This window comes from Sorangium sp. So ce302, from assembly GCF_051530145.1.
Taxonomy (GTDB): domain Bacteria; phylum Myxococcota_A; class Polyangia; order Polyangiales; family Polyangiaceae; genus Sorangium; species Sorangium cellulosum_B.
Window position 1 is genome coordinate 11,468,530 of record NZ_CP150326.1, and the last position, 21,736, is coordinate 11,490,265.

Here is a 21,736-nt window from a genome sequence, read left to right on the forward strand (position 1 = left end):
CTGCTTCCGGTCACTCGCCCAGAGCGGACCTCCCGCCGCCCACCAAGCCGGCACGATGCGCTGCTCCGGCCCGACCTGCTCCGGATTTCGTCGACTGCGCCGGCCGCGAGGTCTTCGCCGCCGGCTGCTGCTACCCCAGCTTCGAAGCGGCCTGTGCGGGCCTCGGCTGCTCTCTGACGTCCTGCGAGCTCTTGAAATCGAACCCCCCGCAGGCCGGATGCACCCGCTGATGTCCATGCACCCGGAGGGCGCGGCGATAGGTAGCTCTCGACAACAGCCATGTCCGCGGCGACGGCCCGGTCGCTCGTCGCCGTGGGTGCACAGGCCCGTCGCGGCGCTGCTCATGCTCCTCGTGGCGGGCGCCGCGCTCGCGGCCTGCTCCAGGGTCACCGGCGCGCCGAAGGGCCGCGAGGCAGCGCCGGAGCGCGACAGCGGCTGCGCGGATCCTGCGAAGCCCAAAGCGTACTTCTATCCTGCGGAGAACCGGACGGACTACGCGCCTGACGACCCCTGGAAAGACGGCTGCGCCATGCTGGTGCCAGATCACCTGTTCTGCTGCCCGGAGAAGGCGCCCGCCGGCCCGCGGGAATAGGTCGTACCGAAGCCGCCGCACCCCATCGAGCTCCGGCTGCTGCTCCTGCATTGCCTCCAGGGGTCCGGATCGTTTCGGCGGTTCAAGGCCGTGCTCCCCAGGCCAGAGCAGCGCCGCCGCTGGCGCATCTTCCGGCGCGAACAGATCCGTGCCAGAGCGCCCCGGTGGCCTGGGCCCGTGACAGCGGGCCATGGAGACGCGATCATGAACGATATCGAAGATAAACGAGATGTGACGAGCCGCCCGAGCCCCCGCCGCTGGCTCGTCGCACGGCGAGCCACGGGCCTCGGGCCCTGGGTCGCCGGCGCCGTGCTCACGGCGATGGCCCTGGGCCCGATCGCCTGCGGCGGCGTCACCACGTTCGAAGGAGGGAAGGCGCTCGCCGTCGTGGGCCAGCCGCCCGCGCCGCCCCCGCCGCCTCCGCCGCCCCCGCCGGAGCGTGTGGTCGTGACGGACGACAAGATCATCATCAACGAGAAGATCCAGTTCGAATACGACCAGGCGACGATCCGGACGGAGTCCCACAGCTTGCTGGACGAGGTCGTCGCCACGATCAAGAAGCACACGCACATCAAGAAGATCGCCATCGAGGGCCACGCGAGCGCCGAGGGGTCGGCCGATCACAACCTGAAGCTCTCGGACCGCCGCGCCAAAGCCGTGATGAAGTACCTCGTCGACCACGGGATCGCCGCCGGCATGCTCACCGCCAAGGGCTTCGGCAAATCGAAGCCCATCGCGGACAACGACACGCCGGAGGGGCGCGAGAAGAACCGTCGCGTCGAGTTCAACATCGTCGAGCAGGACACCGCGCAGAAGACCGCGGACGCCGGGAAATGAACGCTGGTCCGAAGCCGCCCGTGAGCGGCGCTCCCCGCAAGGAGGCGAGCATGAAGCAGTGGTTGTCGGGTCTTACCATGATGGTTCTGGCGAGCGCGTCCGCGGGCTGCTCCTTCGCCGTGCGGAACGCCGAGATGTACCGAGACGATACGGCCGCGCTGCTCGAGACGAGGCGCGACGAGATCAGCGCGTGTTATGACGCAGAGCTCGCGCGGAACCCCGGCGCGCAGGGCAAGGTCACCGTCGCTTTCACCGTGCTCGAGGACAGCGGCCGCATCACGAACGTCGCCGTCGACCCCGCCGGCACCACCGCGTCGGACGACGTGGCGAGCTGCGTCGTGAAGTCGATCGACGGGCTCGTCCTCACCCCGCCCGATGAGAAGCAAGGCAAGGGGAAGTTCGTCTGGGAGTTCACCGTCGGGGCTCCGAAGGCGTAGCTCCGCCGCGCCGGCGGAGCCCGGCAGCACCGCCGCGCTCCGCCGCGCCGTCCTCCTTGTGCCCGGCGGCCACGCCCCCTATCCTGCCGCTGTGCGGCACGCGCGCACGGCGCTCGCGGCCGCTCGCTGCTCGCGCCGCGGGGCGGCTCATCGGGCTCCCGCCAAACAGGCTCTCTTGGGAGCTCACGATCCCTCCGACACCCCACAGCGATGAGCGCCCGCACCCCCAAGAAAGCCCCTCCGCCCCCCTCCCCCGCCGGCGCGACGGACGACCTCACCGACGGCGACCGCGACGCCCTCCTGCGCTGGCGGCTCGCGCTCGGGCCCGAGGCAGAGCGCGTCGATCCTCGGCTCTCCCTCGGGGGGCTCGGCGGCGGGGCGTCCGCTCTTCACGTCGACCCGCGGCGGCTCGGCGACCTCGACAAGGCCCTCTCGTTCATCTACGACGAGCGCGCCGGCAACCTCGGCGGCTCGCGGCCGTACGTCCCCGAGTGGCTCTCCGCGGTGCGCGAGTTCTTCAGCCACGACATCGTCGCGCTCGTCCAGAAGGACGCCATCGAGAAACGAGGGCTGACGCAGCTCCTCTTCGAGCCCGAGACGCTGCCCTTCCTCGAGAAGAACGTCGAGCTCGTCGCCACCCTCATGAGCGCGAAGGGCCTCATCCCCGACGCCGCCCGGGAGACCGCCCGCCAGATCGTGCGCGAGGTCGTCGAGGAGGTGCGGCGCGCGCTGGAGTCCGAGATCCGCACGGCCGTCCTCGGCGCCCTGCGGCGGAACACGACGAGCCCGCTCCGCGTCCTCAGGAACCTCGACTGGAAGCGCACCATCCGCAAGAACCTCAGAGGATGGGACGCGGAGCGGCGCCGCCTCGTCCCGGACAAGCTCTATTTCTGGGCGAACCAGACGCGGAGGCACGAGTGGGACGTCGCGATCCTCGTCGACCAGTCGGGCTCCATGGGCGAGAGCGTCGTCTACAGCTCCATCATGGCCGCGATCTTCGCGTCCCTCGACGTCCTCCGCACTCGGCTCCTCTTCTTCGACACCGAGGTCGTCGACGTGACTCCGATGCTCGTCGATCCGGTCGACGTGCTGTTCACGGCGCAGCTCGGCGGCGGCACCGACATCAACCGCGCCGTGGCCTACGCCCAGGCGAACTTCATCGAGCGCCCCGAGAAGACGCTGTTCATCCTGATCACCGACCTGTTCGAGGGCGGCAACGCCGAGGAGCTCCTCGCCCGCATGCGCCAGCTCGCCGACAGCAAGGTGAAGTCGATCTGCCTGCTCGCGCTGTCCGACAGCGGCAAACCCTCGTACGACCACGACATGGCGCAGAAGCTCGCCGCCCTCGGGACCCCGTGCTTCGGCTGCACCCCGAAGCTCCTCGTCAAGGTGGTAGAGCGGCTCATGCGAGGTCAGGACCTCGGCCCGCTGCTCGACGCCGAGGCGCGCTGAGCGCCCGGCGAGGGCACAAAGACCACGAAGGCACAGAGGACACAGAGGTTCTTTTCCTTCCTCTGCGTCGTCTGTGCCTCCGTGGCCCCTCGCGCCGCAACGCGGGGGCGGCGCGCTCTCTCGACCGGCCGGCGCCAGCGGGAGCGTCCGCGACGCCCCGCGCCGGCCCTGTCACCGCGCGCGGCGGGTCGCCTTCGCCGAGCGCTCGTCCGTCCGACGGGCGGCGGCGCGCTTCCGGGACGTGGCGCCCCGGGCAGCGCTCGCAGAGACCCGCCGGCGGGCCCCGGCCGCCCGAACCACCTCTTCGAGAGAGGGTGTCTTGACCAGGAGGGGACCCGCGCTGTCCACGGCGCTGATCGAGGGGCCAACTAGGCTGATAGAAAGTTTCACTTGAACTACCGATATGTGTGGCGGACTGATCACGTCGCTCAGCGAGGGCTCATCACCTATAAACCGTTTTGATCTTTTACGCAGCGTCGCAGTGCGGAGATCACGAGCCCTGAGCGCCCGTCCGGACGTGAACTTGTCCACCCGGGAGATCCACTCGCCTTCCGCCTCTCACGGCGGATGCACGCAGGCACCACGGAGGCACGAAGGCACGGGTCTGGGTTCGCTCCGTGCCTCCGTGTCTCCGCGGTGATCGGCGAGGGACTGCCCCCGGGTGTCGCACCGGGCGCTCTGTCACGAGCTTGTTGCACGATGCAGGCCAACGATGGCTGGACGCCGGCGTCGCCTCTTTTCCCGGGGGGACCGTGAGGCGTCTTTCACGGTTGAAACCACCGGTTGCAACGGTGGCGCAGCGCGACCGCATCCCTGCCCCGCGCGGACGCCAGGTGAGCTCAGGAGAGCGCCTCTCAGCCCGCGGGACCGGTCAACGACGATCCAGGGCGCTCGCCCAGGGGCCCGGACGGACCAGCCGCTCGGGGCGGGAGCGGCAACGCCACCTGGAACCTCGCCCCCATGCCCGGGGCGCTCTCCACCTGGATGCTGCCGCCGTGGGCCCTCAGGATCTGGTCCACGATGTACAGGCCGACGCCCAGCCCACCATACGAGCTGGTGGGCGCCGCCCGCTCGAAGCGCCCGAAGATCCGGGCGATGTACTCCTGAGCGATCCCGATGCCCTGATCTGCCACCTGGAGCACCGCGGACCGCCCATCCACCGAGATGCGCACCTGGATCGGCTTGCCCCGCCCGTATTTGATGGCGTTCACGAGCAGGTTGGTGATCACCTGATCGATGCGCAGGCGGTCCCACCGGCCGACCGCGGTCATCGGCATGTCCAGGTCGAGCGTACAGCCGGCCCGCTCCAGCTCGGCCTCGAGGCGGCCCGCCACGTCGCGCGCCACGTCGCACAGATCCACGTCATCGAGGCTGAGCTCGAGGTGGCCGCTGTTGATGCGCGCCACGTCGAGCAGCGTGTCGATGAGCCGCGTGAGCCGGTCGATCTGCCCGCCGGCCTGGGAGAGCTTCGCCAGCACCTGCTCCGCCGGCAGCCCGCCGTCCGCGCGGTGGAGGGCGCGGGTGAGGCCCTGGACCTGGAGCACCAGCGCGCTGAGCGGCGTCCTCAGCTCGTGCGAGGCGACCGCCACGAAATCCTCGCGGATCTGCACGGCTTCGCGCGTCATCCGCAGCAGCCGGGCGTTCTCGAGGCAGAGCGCCGCGCGCTGCGCGACGTCGAGGGCGACCGCGAAATCCGGCGGCTCGAAGCGCTCGCCCGGCTCGACCCACACCATGCTGAGCGCGCCGAGCACCTCGCCGCGCGTGACGAGCGGCACGCACAGGTAGCTGCTGGCGCCGATCTCCTGGATCACGGCGGGATCGTCGATGTCGAGCGCCAGGGCGACGTCGCGCGGAGCGCACTCGACGCGCAGGTCGGGGCGGCCGGTCGTGAGCACCGCGCCGACGCCGTCCGCGGTCAAGGCGAGCTCCCGCGGGCCGAACCGCGCCATGAACCGCGCCGCGTCGCGGGCCCTGTGCGCGGCCGCGAGCCGGCGCGCGCCGCCCTCCTCCCGCAGATCGAGCACACACCAGGTGCAGACGCGCTCCGTAGAGATGCGCACGAGGGCCGCCGCGACGCTGTCCTCGTCGAGCGACGCCGAGAACGAGCTCGACGCCTCCGCGAGGATCTCCGAGCGACGCACCGCGGCTTCGGCCTCTGCGCGGGCCGCCCGCTCGCGCGTCAGGAGGTGCAGGCGCTCCTGCTCGTGGCGCTTGCCGTCGTCGATGTCCGTGAAGCTGCCGAGCCAGGCGACCACCCGCTTCCAGACGTCCCGCTCCGGGACCGCCCGGCACAGGTGCCAGCGGTAGGCGCCGTGAATCGACCTGAGGCGACATTCGCCCTGAAAGGGCTCACCCGACTCCAGGCAGCGCCGCCACTTGCTGACGAACTGGTTCAGATCGTTCGGGTGCACCGCGGCCTGCCAGCCCCAGCCGCGGAGCGCCTCGAACGCGAGCCCCGTGTACTCCAGCCAGCGCGAGCTCACGTAATCGATGCCGCCGTCGAGCTTCGCCGTGAAGACGCACTGCGGGATGGCGTCGGCCAGGTTCTGGTACCTCGCCTGCGCGGCGCGCCGGAGGTCCTCGACCTCGGCGTCGCGCCGCCGCTGCTCGGCCTGGCGCAGGAGCTCCGCCTGCTCCTTGATCTGCTCGCCGCGCCGGTGGAGCTCGACGAACACGGCGACCTTCGCCTGGACGACCTCCGGCTCGAGCGGCTTCAGGAGGTAGTCGACGCCGCCCACGGCGTACGCCCTGTAAATGGCCGCGAGATCGTCCGTCGCCGCCGTCAGGAAGATGATCGGCGTGTGGCGCGACCGCTCCCGCTGCTTCACGAGCGAGGCGACCTCGAAGCCGTCGATGTCGGGCAGCCGCACGTCGAGCAGGATGACCGCGAAATCCTCGGACAGGATCCTGAGGAGCGCGTCCTTCCCGCTCGCGGCGGTCACGAGGCGGTAGCTCTCGTCGGCCAGGATCGCCCTGAGCGCCGTCAGGTTCTCCGGCTGATCGTCCACAAGGAGAATGCTGGTCGTCGCGGGCGCGGTGGACACTGTACGCCTCCGTGGCTCAATCCGGCCGCACCCAGTGCAGGATGGCCGACATCAGCCGCCCCTCGTCCACCGGCTTGGCCACGAAATCGTTCAGGCCGGCGTCCAGGCACTTCTGTCGATCTTCCGGCATCGCCTTGGCCGTCACGGCGATGATCGGCAGCTCGTTGAAGCGAGGATCGCTCCGGATCTCCCGTGTCGCCTCGTAGCCGTCGAGCTCGGGCATCATGATGTCCATGAGGACGACATCGATGGGCGAATCGGCCTCGCGCAAGATCTCGATACCGTGCCTTGCGTTCTCGGCCAGGACCACGTGCGCCCCGCGCCGCTCGAGCAGGCTCGTGATGGCGAAGACGTTGCGCGCGTCATCGTCGATGACAAGCACGCTGCGCCCGGCGAGCGCGACCGAGGAGGCGCCGTTCGTGAGGAGCGGCGCGACCGGCTCGGGCAGCTCGGCGCGCGCCGGCCTCGTCGCCTTCGGCTCCGTCCGCTCCGCCGGCAGGTACAGGGTGAACTTGCTGCCGAGCCCGGGCGTGCTGTTCAGCGAGATCTCCCCGCCGAGCAGGCTGGCCAGCTCCCGGCTGATCGTCAGGCCGAGCCCTGTGCCGCCGTAGGTGCGGCTGGTCGACGCGTCCGCCTGCTGGAACGCGTCGAAGATGAGCGTCTGCTTCTCTGCCGGGATGCCGATACCCGTGTCGGTGACGGCGAACGCCAGGACGGTCTTCGCCTTGATGAGCGTCTCCCGCTTGAACGTGAGCCCCTTGCCGGCCACCTCGATCTCGAGCGAGATCCGCCCGGACGACGTGAACTTGAACGCGTTGGACAGCAGGTTCTTCAGGATCTGCTGGAGCCGCTGCAGATCCGTCATGATCCCCGCGGGGACGCCGGTCGCGACCCGCACCCAGAACTCGAGCTCCTTCTGCTCGGCGATCTGCCGGAAGCTCCGCTCGACGTACTCGGCCAGCTCGGAGAGCAGCACCCGCTGGGTCTTCACGTCGATCTTGCCGGCCTCGATCTTCGACAGGTCGAGGATCTCGTTGATGAGCTGCAGGAGGTCCTGCCCCGCCGCGGCGATCGTCTTCGCGTACTCGACCTGCTTCGGCGTGAGCGTGTGCTCCTCGTTGTCCGCGAGGATCCTGGCGAGGATGAGCAGGCTGTTCAGCGGCGTGCGCAGCTCGTGCGACATGTTCGCGAGGAACTCGGACTTGTACTTCGAGGTGCGCGACAGCTCCCTCGCCTTCTCCTCCAGGGAGGCGCTGGCGCGCGCGATCTCGCGGTTCTTGATCTCGAGCTCCGACGCCTTCTCCTCCAGCTCCTGCGACCGCGAGCCGAGCTCGGTGTTGGACCTCTGGAGCTCCTGGAGCAGCTCCTCCGTCCTCATGCTGGCGCCGATCATGTTGAACACGACGCCGATCGACTGCGTGAGCTGCTCGAGGAACGTGAGGTGGATGGGCGTGAAGTTCTGGAAGCTCGCCAGCTCGATGACCGCCTTGAGGCCGCCCTCGAAGAGCACCGGCAGGACGCAGATGTTGCGCGGCGGCGCGTCGCCGAGGCCCGAGCTCACCCGGATGTAGTCGTCCGGGAGATCCGTGACGACGATGCTCTTCTTCTCCAGGCCGCACTGCCCGACGAGCCCCTCGCCCAGCGCGAACCGGTTGGAGATGCCCTTGCGCTTCTGGAACGCGTAGCTCGACGTGAGCTTGAGCGCCGGGTACTTCTCCTCGGACTCGAGCACATAGAAGGCCCCGTGCTGCGCCGACACGAGCGGCGTCACCTCGGACATGATGAGGCGAGAGAGCGCCTCGATCGTCCGCTGCCCGGCCATCATCCCGGAGAAGCGCGCCAGGTTCGTCTTCAGCCAGTCCTGCTCCTGGTTGGCGCGCGTCGTGTCCCGCAGGTTCGAGATCATCTGGTTGATGTTGTCCTTCAGCTGGAGGACCTCGCCCTGCGCCTCGACCGAGATGGCCCGCGTGAGGTCACCCTTCGTCACGGCGGTGGCGACCTCGGCGATGGCGCGCACCTGCGTGGTGAGGTTGCCCGCGAGCTGGTTCACGTTGTCGGTGAGGTCCCTCCACGTGCCGGCCGCGCCGGGCACCTTGGCCTGGCCGCCGAGCTTGCCCTCGATGCCGACCTCGCGCGCGACCGTGGTCACCTGCTCGGCGAACACGCGGAGCGTGTAGGTCATGTCGTTGATGGTGTCCGCCAGCGACGCGATCTCGCCCTTGGCCTCCAGGGCGAGCTTCTGGCGGAGATCGCCGTTCGCGACCGCGGTCACGACCTTGGCGATGCCGCGCACCTGCGAGGTGAGGTTCGAGGCCATGACGTTGACGTTCTCCGTCAGGTCCTTCCATGTGCCGGAGACCCCGGGCACCTGCGCCTGGCCGCCGAGCTTGCCCTCGGTGCCTACCTCGCGCGCCACGCGCGTCACCTCCGCGGCGAACGCGCGCAGCTGATCGACCATCTTGTTGATGGTGTCCTTCAGCTCGAGGATCTCCCCCTTCGCCTCGACCGTGATCTTCTGGGACAGGTCGCCGCTCGCGACCGCCTTCGTGACGAGGGCGATGTTGCGCACCTGGTTCGTCAGGTTGCCCGCGAGCTGGTTCACGTTGTCGGTGAGGTCCTTCCACGTGCCGGCGACGCCCGGCACCTGCGCCTGGCCGCCGAGCTTGCCGTCCGTGCCTACCTCGCGCGCCACGCGCGTCACCTCCGCGGCGAACGCGCGCAGCTGATCGACCATCTTGTTGATGGTGTCCTTCAGCTCGAGGATCTCCCCCTTCGCCTCGACCGCGATCTTCTGGGACAGGTCGCCGCTCGCGACCGCCTTCGTGACGAGGGCGATGTTGCGCACCTGGTTCGTCAGGTTGCCCGCGAGGACATTCACGTTGTCGGTGAGGTCCTTCCACGTCCCGCTGACGCCGCGCACCTCCGCCTGCGCGCCCAGCTTGCCCTCCGTGCCTACCTCGCGCGCCACGCGCGTCACCTCCGACGCGAACGCGCGCAGCTGCTCCACCATCTTGTTGATGGTGTCCTTCAGCTCGAGGATCTCCCCCTTCGCCTCGGCGGTGATCTTCTGAGAGAGATCGCCCTTGGCGACGGCCGTCGTGACCAGGGCGATGTTGCGCACCTGGTTCGTCAGGTTGCCCGCGAGCTGGTTCACGTTGTCGGTGAGGTCCTTCCACGTGCCGGCGACGCCCGGCACCTGCGCCTGGCCGCCGAGCTTGCCGTCCGTGCCTACCTCGCGCGCGACGCGCGTCACCTCCGCGGCGAACGTCCGGAGCTGCTCCACCATCTTGTTGATGGTGTTCTTCAGCTCGAGGATCTCCCCCTTCGCCTCGACCGTGATCTGCTTCGACAGGTCGCCGTTCGCCACCGCCGTCGTCACGACCGCGATGTTGCGCACCTGGTTCGTCAGGTTCCCCGCGAGGACATTCACGTTGTCGGTGAGGTCCTTCCACGTCCCGCTGACGCCGCGCACCTCCGCCTGCGCGCCCAGCTTGCCCTCGGTGCCTACCTCGCGCGCCACGCGCGTCACCTCCGACGCGAACGCGCGCAGCTGCTCCACCATCTTGTTGATGGTGTTCTTCAGCTCGAGGATCTCCCCCTTCGCCTCGACCGTGATCTGCTTCGACAGGTCGCCGTTCGCCACCGCCGTCGTCACGACCGCGATGTTGCGCACCTGGTTCGTCAGGTTGCCCGCGAGGACATTCACGTTGTCGGTGAGGTCCTTCCACGTCCCGCTGACGCCGCGCACCTCCGCCTGCGCGCCCAGCTTGCCCTCGGTGCCTACCTCGCGCGCCACGCGCGTCACCTCCGACGCGAACGCGCGCAGCTGCTCCACCATCTTGTTGATGGTGTTCTTCAGCTCGAGGATCTCCCCCTTCGCCTCGACCGTGATCTGCTTCGACAGGTCGCCGTTCGCCACCGCCGTCGTCACGACCGCGATGTTGCGCACCTGGTTCGTCAGGTTGCCCGCGAGGACATTCACGTTGTCGGTGAGGTCCTTCCACGTCCCGCTGACGCCCTGCACCTCCGCCTGCGCGCCCAGCTTGCCCTCGGTGCCTACCTCGCGCGCCACGCGCGTGATCTCCGAGCCGACGGTCTGCAGCTGCTGGACGACGTCGTTCACCTCATCGGCGATCTGACCGATCGTCCCCGGCACCTCGCCGATGCCGACGCGGGCGGAGAAGTTGCCGGCCTTCACCGCCTTGAGCACCTCCAGCACCGCCTGGAGCTGCATCTCCCGCACATCCAGGTGGCTCCCGTTGGCGCCGCGCTTGCGGGGCGGCGACTTCTTCTTGCTCGCTCCGCTCCCGTGCCTGTCCTTCGAGGTCGCCGCGATGTTGTTCGATTGCATGACCACCTTCCTGACGACGATAGCGCGCCTGGAGTGCTTGATCCCATTTCAGGTGTTCAGGCCTCGTCCTTCGTCGATGCCGGGGGACCTCGGCGTCATGAGACCCTGGAGTACCGCCGTTTCACGACTTGCCGCGGCGCAATACCTCTGCGACTTGCCGCTGGAGACGAGCATGCTCGATCTCGCGAGCGCGACGCTCGAGCGCGCGTCGCATGCGAGAGCTTAGCTCATCGGAGCGGAAGGGTTTGGAGAGGTAGTCGGAGGCGCCGACGCGGAGGGCGCGCATCCCGGTCTCGACGGAGCCGAACGCGGTGATCGCGATGATCGCCAGCGTCGGGTCGTGCTCCTTGGCCCGCGCGATCAGCTCGATGCCATCCATCCCCGGCATGCGGATGTCGGTGATCAGCAGGTCGAACTCCCCCGTCGGGAGCAGACCGAGGCCCGACATCGCATCGGCCACGTGCGTCGCCTGGTAGCCGTGGTCCGTAGCGATGTCAACGACGAACCGGCCGAGATCATCGTCGTCTTCGACGACCAATACACTCGGTGAGCTCAGACTCATGTTTTCTGCCCTTCCTCTATACTTGTTTCCGAGCTCGCCTCTGAGCTCGCCTCCACGCTCGCCGGCGGACCGGAAACGATCGCGGGCAGGGTGATCCGGAAGCGCGCCCCGCCTGTCGATGAGGCGGCGACCTCCACCGAGCCGCCGGCTTCCTGGACGATCCCACGGACGATCGCGAGCCCGAGCCCGCTCCCGCCGCCGGCCGCCTTCGTCGTGAAGAACGGCTCGAAGATCCGGTGCAGATCCTCGGCAGGGATCCCCGGTCCCCCGTCGGCGACCTCGAAGCTCACGGCGCCAGAGCCCGCCGGACCATCGCATTCGGGCAAGACGCGCACCACGAGCTCGCCGCCGCTGCATTGGGCCTCGACGGCGTTCAAGCACAGATTGAACACGACCTGAAACAGACGATCGGAGTCGAGGGCGACGCGCGCCCTCGCGCCGCCCTCGAGCGGGCCCAGGACGCTCGGCTCGATGCCGCGCCTCCTGCACTCCGGGCCCAGGAAAGCGACCACATCGTCGATGACGCGCCTGAGATCGCTGTCCGCCTGCTGCGGTCTCGGCGGCCGAGCGAGGGAGACGAGGCGAGAGACGACGCGCGTGATCCGCTCGGATTGTCGCGCGATGGTCTCCAGCTCGGCGCGCAGGTGCTCCGGGCAGCCGGGCAGGTCGGCGGCGCGGCGCGCGCGGCCATGGATCACGTTCAGCGGCGATCCGATCTCATGGCCGAGCGAGGTCGCCACCTGCCCCGCGGCGGCGAGCGCCTGCGCCTGCTGCAGCTTGCGCTCCCCGTTCACGCGCGCCGCCTCCTCCCGCACGGCGCGCTCCCGCGCCTCGCGCAGAGAGCCGGTCATCGTGTTGAAGGCGCTCGCCAGACGAGAGAGCTCCTCCGCGCCGCGCTCGGGCACGGCCGCGTCCAGATCGCCGCTCGCGACGCGCTCGGCCCCGGCGAGGATGGCCCGCGCGGGGAGCGCGACCGTGAAGCGCCCGACGAGCCCGGCGACGACCGCGCTGATCAGCAGCAGCACGACGCCGGTCACCGCGAGGCCGTGATTCAGCGCCCTCTCCAGCACCTCGGCGTAATGATGATCGCGCACCAGGACGGCGACCAGGGGCTGATTGGCGCTGCTCGGCTGGATGGAGACCGTGCGGAGCAGCACGGGCTGCCCGACCAGGCTGGCTGCCTCCTCGATGTCGCCTCCTTCACGGAACGCCCGGCGCGCGAGCTGCCCGAGGCGCGCTGCTTCGCGCTCGATCCCCTTCGTGACGAAGACCGCTTCGCCCTCCCTGGTGAACGCGGCGATGCCAAGGATGCGCTCGGCGCTCGCGAAGTGCTCCGCCCGCCGCCGGACGAGCGCGAGGTCCCTGCGCTGCAGCGCGCTCTCGACGAACGCCTGAAGCAGGGTGGCGTAGTTGCGGAGCTCCGCCGTGGCCTCCTCCCGCAGGACCTGCTTGCGGTGCGCCGACGCGAAGACGCCATACAGCAGGATCGCCATCGCGATGGGGACGACGAGAGACAACCAGAACTGGTGCGCGAGCCTCATCCCCCCCGGTCGACGCTGGTGCTGCAGTACCATACGGCGGATCCACCGCGACCCCCAGGGGACGCCCATGCGTTGACACTTCGCGTCATAGCGAGGTACGTCTTCGTATTTGGCGAGCTCATCCGCGTCGTTCGGCTCGTTGCCGCGCACTTTCGTACGCCTCACTCGCCTGCCTAACGGCTGAGCTCGTATCTTACGAATCTGCACCGCGCTTTGACAGCCACTGAGATGCGAAGCCCTCGAATTACATCACCATTCTACCTGAGCGGCAAGCGCAACCTCGAGCTCGACAGAGGCGCTCCTCTCGCTCCTCGCCGCTACCTCGCCGCTACCTCGCCACACGAGCGCTCGGCGTCAGGTATTGCCTGAGCGCTGCTCAGGACCGGGCGGACTCCTTCGTGACATCCGTCACGCGACCTGCGTGGAGGCACCGTGGATGACGCCCGCGCGCGCTTCGCCGCCGGTCGTTACCGTGCCGCCCGTGCCGCCCGCGCGGCGCGCTTCGCCCCCCCGCCGCGCGCCGCGCTCACCACGAGCCGCTCTCCCCACCGCGAGATCGCCTGCGCCACCTCGCCGAATCCCCGGCCGGCGTCGGTCAGCTCGTACTCCACGCGCACGGGGGGCCCCGGCAGGACGCGCCGCACCACGAGGCCCAGCGCCTCGAGCTCCTTCAGCCGGCTGGAGAGCATCCGATCGCTGATGGCGTCGAGTCGCTCGCCGATCTCGCCGAAGCGCAGCGCCCCCTCCTCGAGCGTCGCAATGATGAGCCCGTTCCAGGGCTTCGCGAGCACGTCCATCGCGACCTGAAACTTCTCGCAGAGGTGCTGGCACGCGTGCTTCATGTGTCGTCCCAGGCACCAGAATGACCTATCCACTTCCAAAAGGGAAGTGACTTGACATCGTACAGTGCAGATTCATGATGCCCCCGAACGGATGCCACTTCCCTTTCGGAAGCTACATCTTCTTTGCAAGGAGCATCGATCGTGACCACCGCCAAAGACCTGCTCTTCAGCCCCTTCGCGCTCGGCCCCCTCTCGCTGCCGAACCGGCTCGTGATGGCGCCGCTGACGCGCTGCCGCGCCGGCGAGGGCAACGTGCCGACCGAGCTCAACGCGCGGTACTACGAGCAGCGCTCCTCTGCGGGCTTCATCATCACCGAGGCGACGCAGGTCACCCCGGAGGGCGTGGGATATCTCCGCACACCTGGCATCCACACGGACGCGCAGGTCGCCGGGTGGCGGCTCGTGACGGACGCGATCCACCGGGCGGGAGGGCGCGGCTTCCTTCAGCTCTGGCACGTCGGGCGGGCGTCGCACCCCTCGTTCCAGCCGAACCGGCAGGCGCCCGTCTCGTCCTCGGCCGTCGCCATCCGCAACGGCCACGCGTACACGCCCGAGGGCCCGCAGCCGTACACCACCCCGCGCGCCCTGGAGACGGGCGAGATCGCCGGCGTGGTCGCGCGGTTCGAGGACGGCGCGCGCCGGGCCAAGGCCGCCGGCTTCGATGGAGTCGAGATCCACGCGGCGAACGGCTACCTCATCGACCAGTTCCTCCGGGACGGCGTGAACCAGAGGACGGATCGGTACGGCGGCTCGGTCGAGAACCGGGCGCGGCTCCTGCTCGAGATCACCGAGGCCGTGACGGGGGTGTTCGGCGCCGACCGGGTCGGCGTGCGGGTCTCGCCGCTGGCCGACTTCAACGACATGAGCGACTCCGATCCGAGGGCGCTCTTCGGCCACGTCGCCGCCGAGCTCTCGGCGCGCAAGGTCGTCTATCTGCACGTCGTGGAGCCGCTCTCGGGGCAGGCGCTCGACGCCGCGGCGCGCGTGACGCCCCTCCTCCGCGAGCGGTTCCGCGGCGCCCTCGTCGTGAACGGCGGCTACACGCTGGAGACCGCGGAGGCAGCGCTGCGGACCGGCGCGGCGGATCTCGTCTCCTTCGGCGCGCCCTTCCTGGCCAACCCTGATCTTCCGGAGCGCCTGTCGCGCCGCGCGCCGCTCAACGCGCCCGACGTCGCGACCTTCTACTCCGAGGGCCCGCGCGGCTACATCGACTACCCGCGCCTCGGCGAGGCCGCGGTGGGGCGCGCCAGCGCCGGCGCACAGATGGCCTGACGGCTTGAGGGCCCGAGGGCCTGATCCCATGACCCGATGGCGTGATCGGGCGGAGGCGGGCGGAGGTGGCGAGGAGCTCCCGCGCCGCCGCCCATGATAGGCTTCCAGCCCGATGCCGGCCGCCCATCCGCTGCTCCCGAACGACGAGATCCCCACGGCGCCGCGCCCGGCGCGCTCGCCCGCGGAGGCGCCGTGAGCGCGGCCCCGGGCGACGTGAAGCGCATCGGGGCCGGCGAGCTCCGGGCGTTCATCCAGGACGCGGGAGAGCTCAAGAAGGGCACGCTGCTCTACGACGGCGGGCAGCTCCTGAACCTCGCGCGCCACGAGAACAAGCTGTTCTGCGACGCCAAGGGCTCGGGGGCCTCGCCTTACAAGGTGTCGCTCGTCTACAGCGACGCGCCGACGCCCGCGTTCAAGGGGCGCTGCTCCTGCCCGGCGCGGACCTTCAACACCGCGTTCTGCAAGCACGCGGCGGCGCTGCTCGTCGCGTGGGCGCGCGCGCCCGAGTCGTTCGCCGTGAGCGAGGCGCCGCCGCCCGGCGCGCCGGGCGGGGACACCGCGCGCAAGAGCGTGAAGAAGGGCAGCGCGAACGCGCAGGCCATGATGAAGTCCGGGGTCGAGCAGGTCGGCACGCTCGTGCGCGAGCTCGGCGTGTCCGGCGTCGCGACGATCGGGGGCGACCGCATCGAGCAGATGGAGAAGCTCGCCGAGGCGCTCCGGGAGAACCGCCTCCGGCGCCTCTCGGCGCGCACGCTCGACCTCGCCGCGCTGCTCCGCGGGCAGGCCGCGGGGGGCCGGCAGGCCCGGGGCGCTCCCCGCGGCGCGCTGCCGGCGGTCGCCTACGCGAACGTGATGGCCGACCTCCTGCTCACCGCCCGCAAGCTGGAGAAGCACCTCGCGGGCGAGCCGCTCGACGACCGCCACGTCGAGGAGCTCGTCGGCAAGACGTGGAAGGCGTCCGACAGGAAGCCCGCGGAGGGCCTCACGCTCATCGAGTACGCCTTCTCGACGCGGACGACGAGCGACGATTTCGTCATCCGGGAGAGCCGCTTCATCGACCTCGAGTCGGGCCGCCACTTCAGCGAGAAGCAGATCCTCCCGGTGTTCCTGGCGAAGCGGACCGACCCGAAGCGGAGCTTCGCCGGCGAGGTGCTCGCCGGGGCGCGGGCGACGACCTACCCGGGCTACCCGCCGCTCCGCGTCGACTTCAGCGATCTCGGCGACAAGCGCCCGCTCGACGCCGGCGCCCTCGAGTCCGTGCTCGCGCGGGCGCTGCCCGACGTCGGCGCGGCGCTCGCGGCGCTCCAGGAGCACCGCAAGGACGTCTTCGCGCCCGACCTCGTGCCCGTGGCGGTGCTCACCGACACGCTCTTCGCGCGCGGCGCGCGGCTCGCGGCGGTCGACGACAAGGGGGAGGCGCTCCACCTGCCCGACGACCCGGCGCTCGAGGAGCGGCTCGCCGGCTCGCTCCGCGACGCGCGGCTCCGCGCGCTGCTCGGGGACGTCGGCATCGACGCCGCGCTGCCCACGCTGTGGCCGCTCGCCGCCGTCGTCGAGGGGCCGCTCGGCCTGGAGCTGCGCCCTGTCTTCGAGCAGGGGAGCGCGGCGCGGGGCGGGCCGCTCGAGGGCTCCGCGTGGAACGCCGCCGCCCGCGAGGCGGGCGCCTCGCCCGCGGCCATCGCGCTCGGCGAGGTCCGCGAGGAGCTCGCCGAGGCGCTCGTCACGGGCCTGACCGGGCTCGGCGCGCGCGCGACGGACCCGCTGGCCGCGCGGCTGCGCGACCTCCGCCTCGAGAAGCAGGCCGCGCTGCTCCAGGCGCTGCCGCAGCGGCCCGAGCCGGCCGATCGGCTCGACGACTTCATCAAGCTCTACCAGGTGCTCGAGATGGCGCTCGTCCGCCTGGCCGGCGCGACGCAGATCGACCGCGCCTCGACCGAGCGCGTGCCGACCTACGAGAGCGTCGCGGTGGCGCGGCCCGACGAGACGCTCTCCCCGGACGAGGTGGCGCGGCGGCGCGCGGCGGGCGCGATGAACCGCTACGTCGCCGCGGTCCACCACGCGCGCTACTACGCGTCGCTGCCGGCGAGCGAGCTCGTGGCGAGCATCTTCCCGATCTGGGCGGACGGCACCGCGACGCCGACCATCGCGAGGACGTTCGCGCCGCTCGGGGCCGAGGCGATCGCCGCCGCGGAGAAGGCGCTCACGGTGAAGGCGGGCCGCGTGGCGAAGCTGACGGCGGTGCGGGTGCTGCAGGCGGTCGTGCTGCACGGCGGCCCGGCCCGCGCCGAGGCCACGGCGATGCTCGGCAAGGTCGCGGAGCACGCGAAGGACGCCGGCCTGCGGGCGCTCGCCCGCGACGCGCTCGACGTCATCGACGTCACGCAGCTCACGCACGCGCCGTCGGGCGGGCCGGGGAACGACGCGGTGCGCGCGCGGCGCGCCGCGCGGCTCGGGCGCGTGCACGAGCTCGCGAAGACGCTGGGCGCCGCGCCGACCAAGGAGGAGCGGCTCGAGGCGCTGAAGGCGCTCTCCGAGCTCGGCGATCTCTCCGCGCTGCCGGCGTTCCGGCGCGCGTTCTACGCCGACGCCTCCCGCGAGGTGCGCGAGGAGGCCGCCTACGCGCTCGCGCAGCTCGGCGACGTCGAGATGGTCGAGACCTTCGTGCGGATGCTGGCGAGCCGGGGCGTGGACGAGCGGGAGGCGAAGATCGCCGCGTACGCGCTCGGCTTCCTCGGCGACGTCCGCGGGCTGAGCGAGCTGCTCTCGGCCTACGCCGACGGATACAAGCCCGGCATCGTGGCGGACGCGATCCGCGCGTTCGGCCCCGTGGCGCTCACGCCGCTCGTGGACCTCATCGAGGCGCGGCCGGAGCTCGCGAAGCGCGCGGCGGCGCTCGACGCGCTGAAGAAGATGGACGACACCGCGGTGGCGGCCTGCCTCGTCGAGCGGATCGAGGCGCGGCGCGGCGACGCCGATCTCGCCGACAAGGCGCCGCTCTACCTCAAGCTCGCGGACGTGCACGCGCACAGCCGGCGCGAGGTCGCGACGGCGCTCATCTCGGCGCTCTCGAGCGCCCCCGGCAAGGAGGCGCAGGCGGCCGTCAAGGCGGCGCAGAAGGCGCTCGGCGTCGTCAAGCGCAGCAAGTAGCGCGGCGTCGCGGCGCCGATCCTGAGGAACCGCATCTTCCGGCGTATCGAGCCGATCCGGGAGGGGCGCCATCCCGGTCAGGGCGCGATCGGCCTCCGCCACGACACCGCGCCTGAAGGCCCGACGCGCGCTGTCTCTCGGAGAGCGTGAGCGCGCGCGCCGCGCGGGGCGCCCTCGCCACGACAAGGACCGGAAAACCGATGTGTTTCGCTACGGTAGCTCCACAAGTCTCCAGTACTTGTTGAGCGCCGCCATGAGCTCGACGAAGCTGAGGAACGTGACCGGCTTGAGGAGATAACCAGCCACGTTGAGGTTGTAGGCTCCCACCTTGTCGCGGTCGTCGTTCGATGTGGTCAACACGACGACCGACGTGGCCCCGTGCACTGGATCGGCCCGCAGCTCGCGCAGGAACTCGATCCCGTTCATCTTGGGCATGTTCAGGTCGAGCAGGATGAGCCGCCGCTCGGCCGGGACGACGCCGCTGCGCAGCATCTCGAGGGCCTCGACGCCGTTCCCGGCGACCCAGAGGGGATTCGAGATGTTGTTCCGCTTGAACGCCCGGCGGACATTCATCACGTCGACGTCGTCGTCTTCGACGAGGAGGATGTTCAAGAGTTTTTCTTCGACGTCCATTGTCTCCTACGTTCTCATTGGCGAGATGGACGTGAACGTCAACTCCCGGCGAGGCGGCCGCGCCAGTCAGGTGCGATAGGGGCGGAGTCGATGCGCGCTAGCCGGTCAGCTCGCCCGCGGCCGCTGACGCCAGAGCGTCATCAGCACCCGTCCGACCTGGACCACGCGACCGACCCGCCCTTTCGGGCCGGTGTCCGCCGGACGGAACGGTTCGGTGCGGTAGCTCGCGCTCGGGGGCGGCGCCTCGCGGGGGGCGGCGGCCTCAGCCGGGGCCGCGGAGACGGACGCCGGCCCGAGGCGCTTGTCGAGGTGGACCTCGACCGCCTCGCCGACCAGGTTGCTCATGTCGCGATCGTTTTCGATGCAATGGAGCAGCAGCCGATCCGCGAGCGGATCGGGCAGGTAGACGGTGACCGCGCGCCGGGAGCGGCCGTCGTTGCCGAGGAGCACCGGCGGGCCGGCGTGCGGCTCCGAGGTGGTGGCGAGCGCCTGGGGCCCGGCGGCGGCGCTGGCGGCCTGCGGCGCCGTCGCCGCGGGCGGCTCGGCGCCTGGCCGCGCCTCCGGTGCTCGGTCCTGCGGCGCCTCCTGCGCTCGCTCTCGCTCCTGCCGCGCCTCGACGGGCGTCTCGCCGTCGTGCGCGCGCTGATCGGCGGCGGGCCTCGACCTCACGACGTCGACCGCCGCTTTGCCGCCTTCGCCCCCCGCGACGAACGCGTCGGCCTTTTCAGGCGACGGCGGCTTTCGTAGCGAGACCGCGACTTGCTTTTTGGCCATGGTGAAGCTTCTCCAGTTCTTCGAGAAGGTGGGTGATCTCTCTGGCCGCGGCGTCCCGCGGTGCGTAGCCCGTCACCCCTTGCCCGCAGGCGAGGGACTCCTGGTAGGCGATGCGATAGCCGAGCTCCGTGGAGAGCACCGGCAAGCCCGACGTCTCGAGCACCGCGCGCGCCGATTTGCCGAGCGCCGTGCGGCCTTGCTTGCGCGTGATGAGGATGCAGCCCTTGAGCGCGCTCCGCAGCGCGGCGGCCTCGCGGAACACCTCGATCGCGGCGGTGAGGGCCCAGGCGTCCGCGGCCGTGGGGCCGCAGGGGTAGATGGCGATGTCGGCGACCATCAGCGCCGATCGCGCGATCTCGCCGTGGCGCGGAGGGCAGTCGATGACGGTGAGGTCGTACGCGGCGGCGACTTCCGGCAGCTGTCCCGGCTTGTGCATCGAGGCGCCCATGGCCATGACGGTCGGCGTATCGTGCCCCGCCTCGGCGGCCACGTCGCCCCACGTGCGGACGGTCCCCTGGGGATCGGCGTCGACGAGCAGCACACGCCGGCCGCTCGCCAGCGCGGCCACGGCGAGGCTCACGGCCGTGGTGCTCTTGCCGATCCCACCTTTCTGTCCGGTGAGCGCGATGATCATGATAGACCCCCCTAGCAGAACCTTCGCCGGGCGGTCCACTTTCTTGCAAGCGCGGACAGGGCTTCTACCGAGCCGTCCTGAGGGGAATTCCCGACGCGGACGTTGATTTCTCGGTGCTGTCGGCGGGTTGGCCGGCACATCGCAGGAGGTTGTTCAGCTCTCTATCCGGCGGGAGCGTCTCCTCCCGCGCGTCGCATAGCCGCCATGATGAGGAAGCTCACGGAAGAGGCGCGCTCGACGCGCGAGCGGCGCTTCGGGTGCGCCCGTTGCGCTTCGTCGCGCGGGAGCGCGCAGCGCTGGCGGGCGAGCGGGCCGGAGCCATTGCCGGATGGCGCAGACGATTGAATCGAAGGCGGCGGCGATAACGCGTTCGACGGTGGGCCTCGGGGCGCGGGAGCTGCGGATCGTGGCAGCGGGAGCCTCGGGAAGCGACGTTGAGGTGTCGTCGATGCGTAAGGTAGGATGCATCGATGTCAATCACCTTCGCCGTGTCCGATGTCGATCGGCCGCAGCAACTCATGCAGGTGCTCGATCGCGCCAAGGCCATCCCGAGCCTGCTCGGCGGGGGTGAGCGCGCCGCGCCGGAGCAGCGGCGAATGCTCTGGGGCAAGCCGCGACCTCCCGTGGCGCGCATCGAGGCGTTCTCGCCGAGCGACGCGCCGCTGGTCTCCGCGACCGACGCCCACGCGCTCGCGCAGGCGGCGCACGATGCATTTTACCTTCACCACCCGCTGGTTCTGTCGCCGGATGCCGTGTGGCTCTGCCTCGCGCAGGGGTTCGCCCACCATGTCGCGCTGAACGCCGAGGCGCTGCGCGGGCGGTTCGTCCGTCATCAGGGGAAGAAGAAGCTCGTCATCATTCGGCCCGACTTCTTCCTTGGCCAGCCCAATCCATGGCCCGAGGCGTTCACCGCGTTCTCGGAGCAGATCGCCGCGCATATCGGCCGCCTGCGCGACCTGATCGTGGCCGACTTCTCGACGACCGGCGCCGTGGAGCGCGCCGCCTCGGAGGTCGTCCTCATGGACGCGTTCCAGCCTTACTTCGAGTACGAGATGCTGGCTGGTTGCGGCATCCCTGCGATCACGCTGCTGGGCAGCGTCGACGACTGGAAGAGCGTTCGCCGGCGCGCCGCGATGCTGTCCGAGTTCGGCCTCGAGGCCTGGACCGACGCGCTCCTCCCGGTGCTCGACGAGGTCGTCCGCACCGCCGAGGGGCACGTCGACCCGGCGTTCTGGCGCTCGTTCTTCCGCTACGAGAGCGGCTCCGGGCCGAGCGAGCTGACCGGCTGGATCCTCGTCCTCTTTCCGTACCTCAAGACGTTCGATCGGAACGGCGAGCGCCTCGAGCCGAACCCGTATCTCGGCCGATGGGAGCAGGCGCTGCGCGCCGCGGAGAAGCGCACGGACTGGATACTCAAGCCCGAGGGACCGGGCCTTCTGCGGATCCCGAGCTCGATCTCCAGCGCCCCCGTCAGGTTCGTCGATGTGCGCGACGGCACGGATCACCCGTTGCGCTTCGTCGCAGGGCTCTTCGGCGTCACGCAGGAAGCCGCGACCGGCGCGCTCGCACCCGAGTTCGGCTGGGCGATCGTCCACGACGACGGCTGCGACGGCTGATC

Annotated in this window: 14 protein-coding genes and 1 pseudogene; 7 read left to right on the forward strand and 8 right to left on the reverse strand. The window is 70.4% G+C overall.

Features of this window, described 5'->3' with window-relative positions; all coding sequences use genetic code 11:
- The first annotated feature begins 316 nt into the window (after positions 1 to 316).
- From WME73_RS43385 to WME73_RS43400, 4 genes are all read left to right on the forward strand, one after another.
- Positions 317 to 592, forward strand: coding sequence for a hypothetical protein (locus WME73_RS43385; protein WP_437742138.1), 276 nt, complete (start codon positions 317 to 319; stop codon positions 590 to 592).
- Positions 593 to 796: 204 nt separating this feature from the next.
- On the forward strand, positions 797 to 1,429 hold the full coding sequence (locus tag WME73_RS43390) for an OmpA family protein (protein WP_437742139.1): 633 nt from the start codon (positions 797 to 799) through the stop codon (positions 1,427 to 1,429).
- A gap of 50 nt (positions 1,430 to 1,479) precedes the next feature.
- Entirely contained in the window at positions 1,480 to 1,866 is a 387-nt protein-coding gene (locus WME73_RS43395; RefSeq protein WP_437742140.1) for an AgmX/PglI C-terminal domain-containing protein, read from the forward strand.
- Between the two features lie 210 nt (positions 1,867 to 2,076).
- The gene (locus WME73_RS43400) at positions 2,077 to 3,318 is read left to right on the forward strand and encodes a VWA domain-containing protein (protein WP_437742141.1); all 1,242 of its coding nucleotides are present in this window, start codon (positions 2,077 to 2,079) and stop codon (positions 3,316 to 3,318) included.
- Between the two features lie 854 nt (positions 3,319 to 4,172).
- Here WME73_RS43400 and WME73_RS43405 read toward each other — a convergent pair.
- The 5 genes and pseudogenes from WME73_RS43405 to WME73_RS43425 all read right to left on the reverse strand — a co-directional run bounded on the left by WME73_RS43405 (position 4,173) and on the right by WME73_RS43425 (position 13,658).
- Positions 4,173 to 6,362, reverse strand: a complete 2,190-nt coding sequence (locus WME73_RS43405) for an ATP-binding protein (RefSeq protein ID WP_437913414.1) — start codon at positions 6,360 to 6,362, stop codon at positions 4,173 to 4,175.
- A gap of 16 nt (positions 6,363 to 6,378) precedes the next feature.
- Positions 6,379 to 10,593, reverse strand: a pseudogene (locus tag WME73_RS43410) (HAMP domain-containing protein); the annotation flags it as partial.
- 241 nt (positions 10,594 to 10,834) lie between these two features.
- Positions 10,835 to 11,275: a response regulator gene (locus WME73_RS43415; RefSeq protein ID WP_437742143.1), complete on the reverse strand. Its 441-nt coding sequence runs from the start codon at positions 11,273 to 11,275 to the stop codon at positions 10,835 to 10,837.
- Positions 11,272 to 12,816 (reverse strand): ATP-binding protein, encoded by a 1,545-nt coding sequence (locus WME73_RS43420; RefSeq protein WP_437913415.1) that lies wholly within the window; start codon positions 12,814 to 12,816, stop codon positions 11,272 to 11,274. The genes WME73_RS43415 and WME73_RS43420 overlap by 4 nt, the downstream gene beginning before the upstream one ends.
- Before the next feature lie 467 nt (positions 12,817 to 13,283).
- Positions 13,284 to 13,658 (reverse strand): winged helix-turn-helix transcriptional regulator, encoded by a 375-nt coding sequence (locus tag WME73_RS43425; protein WP_437913416.1) that lies wholly within the window; start codon positions 13,656 to 13,658, stop codon positions 13,284 to 13,286.
- Positions 13,659 to 13,799: 141 nt separating this feature from the next.
- On the opposite strand from WME73_RS43425, the gene WME73_RS43430 reads away from it, so the two are divergent.
- Together WME73_RS43430 and WME73_RS43435 are read left to right on the forward strand one after the other, a co-directional pair.
- The gene (locus WME73_RS43430; RefSeq protein ID WP_437742146.1) at positions 13,800 to 14,930 is read left to right on the forward strand and encodes an alkene reductase; all 1,131 of its coding nucleotides are present in this window, start codon (positions 13,800 to 13,802) and stop codon (positions 14,928 to 14,930) included.
- 192 nt (positions 14,931 to 15,122) lie between these two features.
- Positions 15,123 to 18,077: a HEAT repeat domain-containing protein gene (locus WME73_RS43435; RefSeq protein ID WP_437913417.1), complete on the forward strand. Its 2,955-nt coding sequence runs from the start codon at positions 15,123 to 15,125 to the stop codon at positions 18,075 to 18,077.
- A 210-nt stretch (positions 18,078 to 18,287) separates the two neighbouring features.
- Here the strand turns inward: WME73_RS43435 and WME73_RS43440 are convergent, their stop codons facing one another.
- The 3 genes from WME73_RS43440 to parA form a co-directional block, all read right to left on the reverse strand.
- The gene (locus tag WME73_RS43440) at positions 18,288 to 18,710 is read right to left on the reverse strand and encodes a response regulator (RefSeq protein ID WP_437742148.1); all 423 of its coding nucleotides are present in this window, start codon (positions 18,708 to 18,710) and stop codon (positions 18,288 to 18,290) included.
- Between the two features lie 105 nt (positions 18,711 to 18,815).
- Entirely contained in the window at positions 18,816 to 19,484 is a 669-nt protein-coding gene (locus WME73_RS43445; protein WP_437913418.1) for a hypothetical protein, read from the reverse strand.
- Positions 19,435 to 20,118 carry a ParA family partition ATPase gene (parA, locus tag WME73_RS43450; RefSeq protein ID WP_437913419.1) on the reverse strand — a complete coding sequence of 228 codons (684 nt, stop codon included), beginning with the start codon at positions 20,116 to 20,118 and terminating at the stop codon, positions 19,435 to 19,437. Before parA ends, WME73_RS43445 begins: the two co-directional genes overlap by 50 nt.
- A 470-nt stretch (positions 20,119 to 20,588) precedes the next feature.
- Between parA and WME73_RS43455 the strand changes: the two genes are divergently transcribed.
- Complete coding sequence (locus WME73_RS43455) at positions 20,589 to 21,734, forward strand: DUF4419 domain-containing protein (RefSeq protein ID WP_437913420.1); 1,146 nt, start codon at positions 20,589 to 20,591, stop codon at positions 21,732 to 21,734.
- Positions 21,735 to 21,736: the final 2 nt, after the last annotated feature.

Excerpts from the sequence above, each read along its gene's own strand:
- WME73_RS43390 (WP_437742139.1), top strand. The coding sequence starts at position 797 with ATGAACGATATCGAAGATAAACGAGATGTGACGAGCCGCCCGAGCCCC.
- WME73_RS43395 (WP_437742140.1), top strand. The coding sequence starts at position 1,480 with ATGAAGCAGTGGTTGTCGGGTCTTACCATGATGGTTCTGGCGAGCGCG.
- WME73_RS43400 (WP_437742141.1), top strand. The coding sequence starts at position 2,077 with ATGAGCGCCCGCACCCCCAAGAAAGCCCCTCCGCCCCCCTCCCCCGCC.
- WME73_RS43415 (WP_437742143.1), bottom strand. The coding sequence starts at position 11,275 with ATGAGTCTGAGCTCACCGAGTGTATTGGTCGTCGAAGACGACGATGAT.
- WME73_RS43420 (WP_437913415.1), bottom strand. The coding sequence starts at position 12,816 with ATGAGGCTCGCGCACCAGTTCTGGTTGTCTCTCGTCGTCCCCATCGCG.
- WME73_RS43425 (WP_437913416.1), bottom strand. The coding sequence starts at position 13,658 with ATGAAGCACGCGTGCCAGCACCTCTGCGAGAAGTTTCAGGTCGCGATG.
- WME73_RS43440 (WP_437742148.1), bottom strand. The coding sequence starts at position 18,710 with ATGGACGTCGAAGAAAAACTCTTGAACATCCTCCTCGTCGAAGACGAC.
- WME73_RS43445 (WP_437913418.1), bottom strand. The coding sequence starts at position 19,484 with ATGGCCAAAAAGCAAGTCGCGGTCTCGCTACGAAAGCCGCCGTCGCCT.
- parA (WP_437913419.1), bottom strand. The coding sequence starts at position 20,118 with ATGATCATCGCGCTCACCGGACAGAAAGGTGGGATCGGCAAGAGCACC.
- WME73_RS43455 (WP_437913420.1), top strand. The coding sequence starts at position 20,589 with ATGTCAATCACCTTCGCCGTGTCCGATGTCGATCGGCCGCAGCAACTC.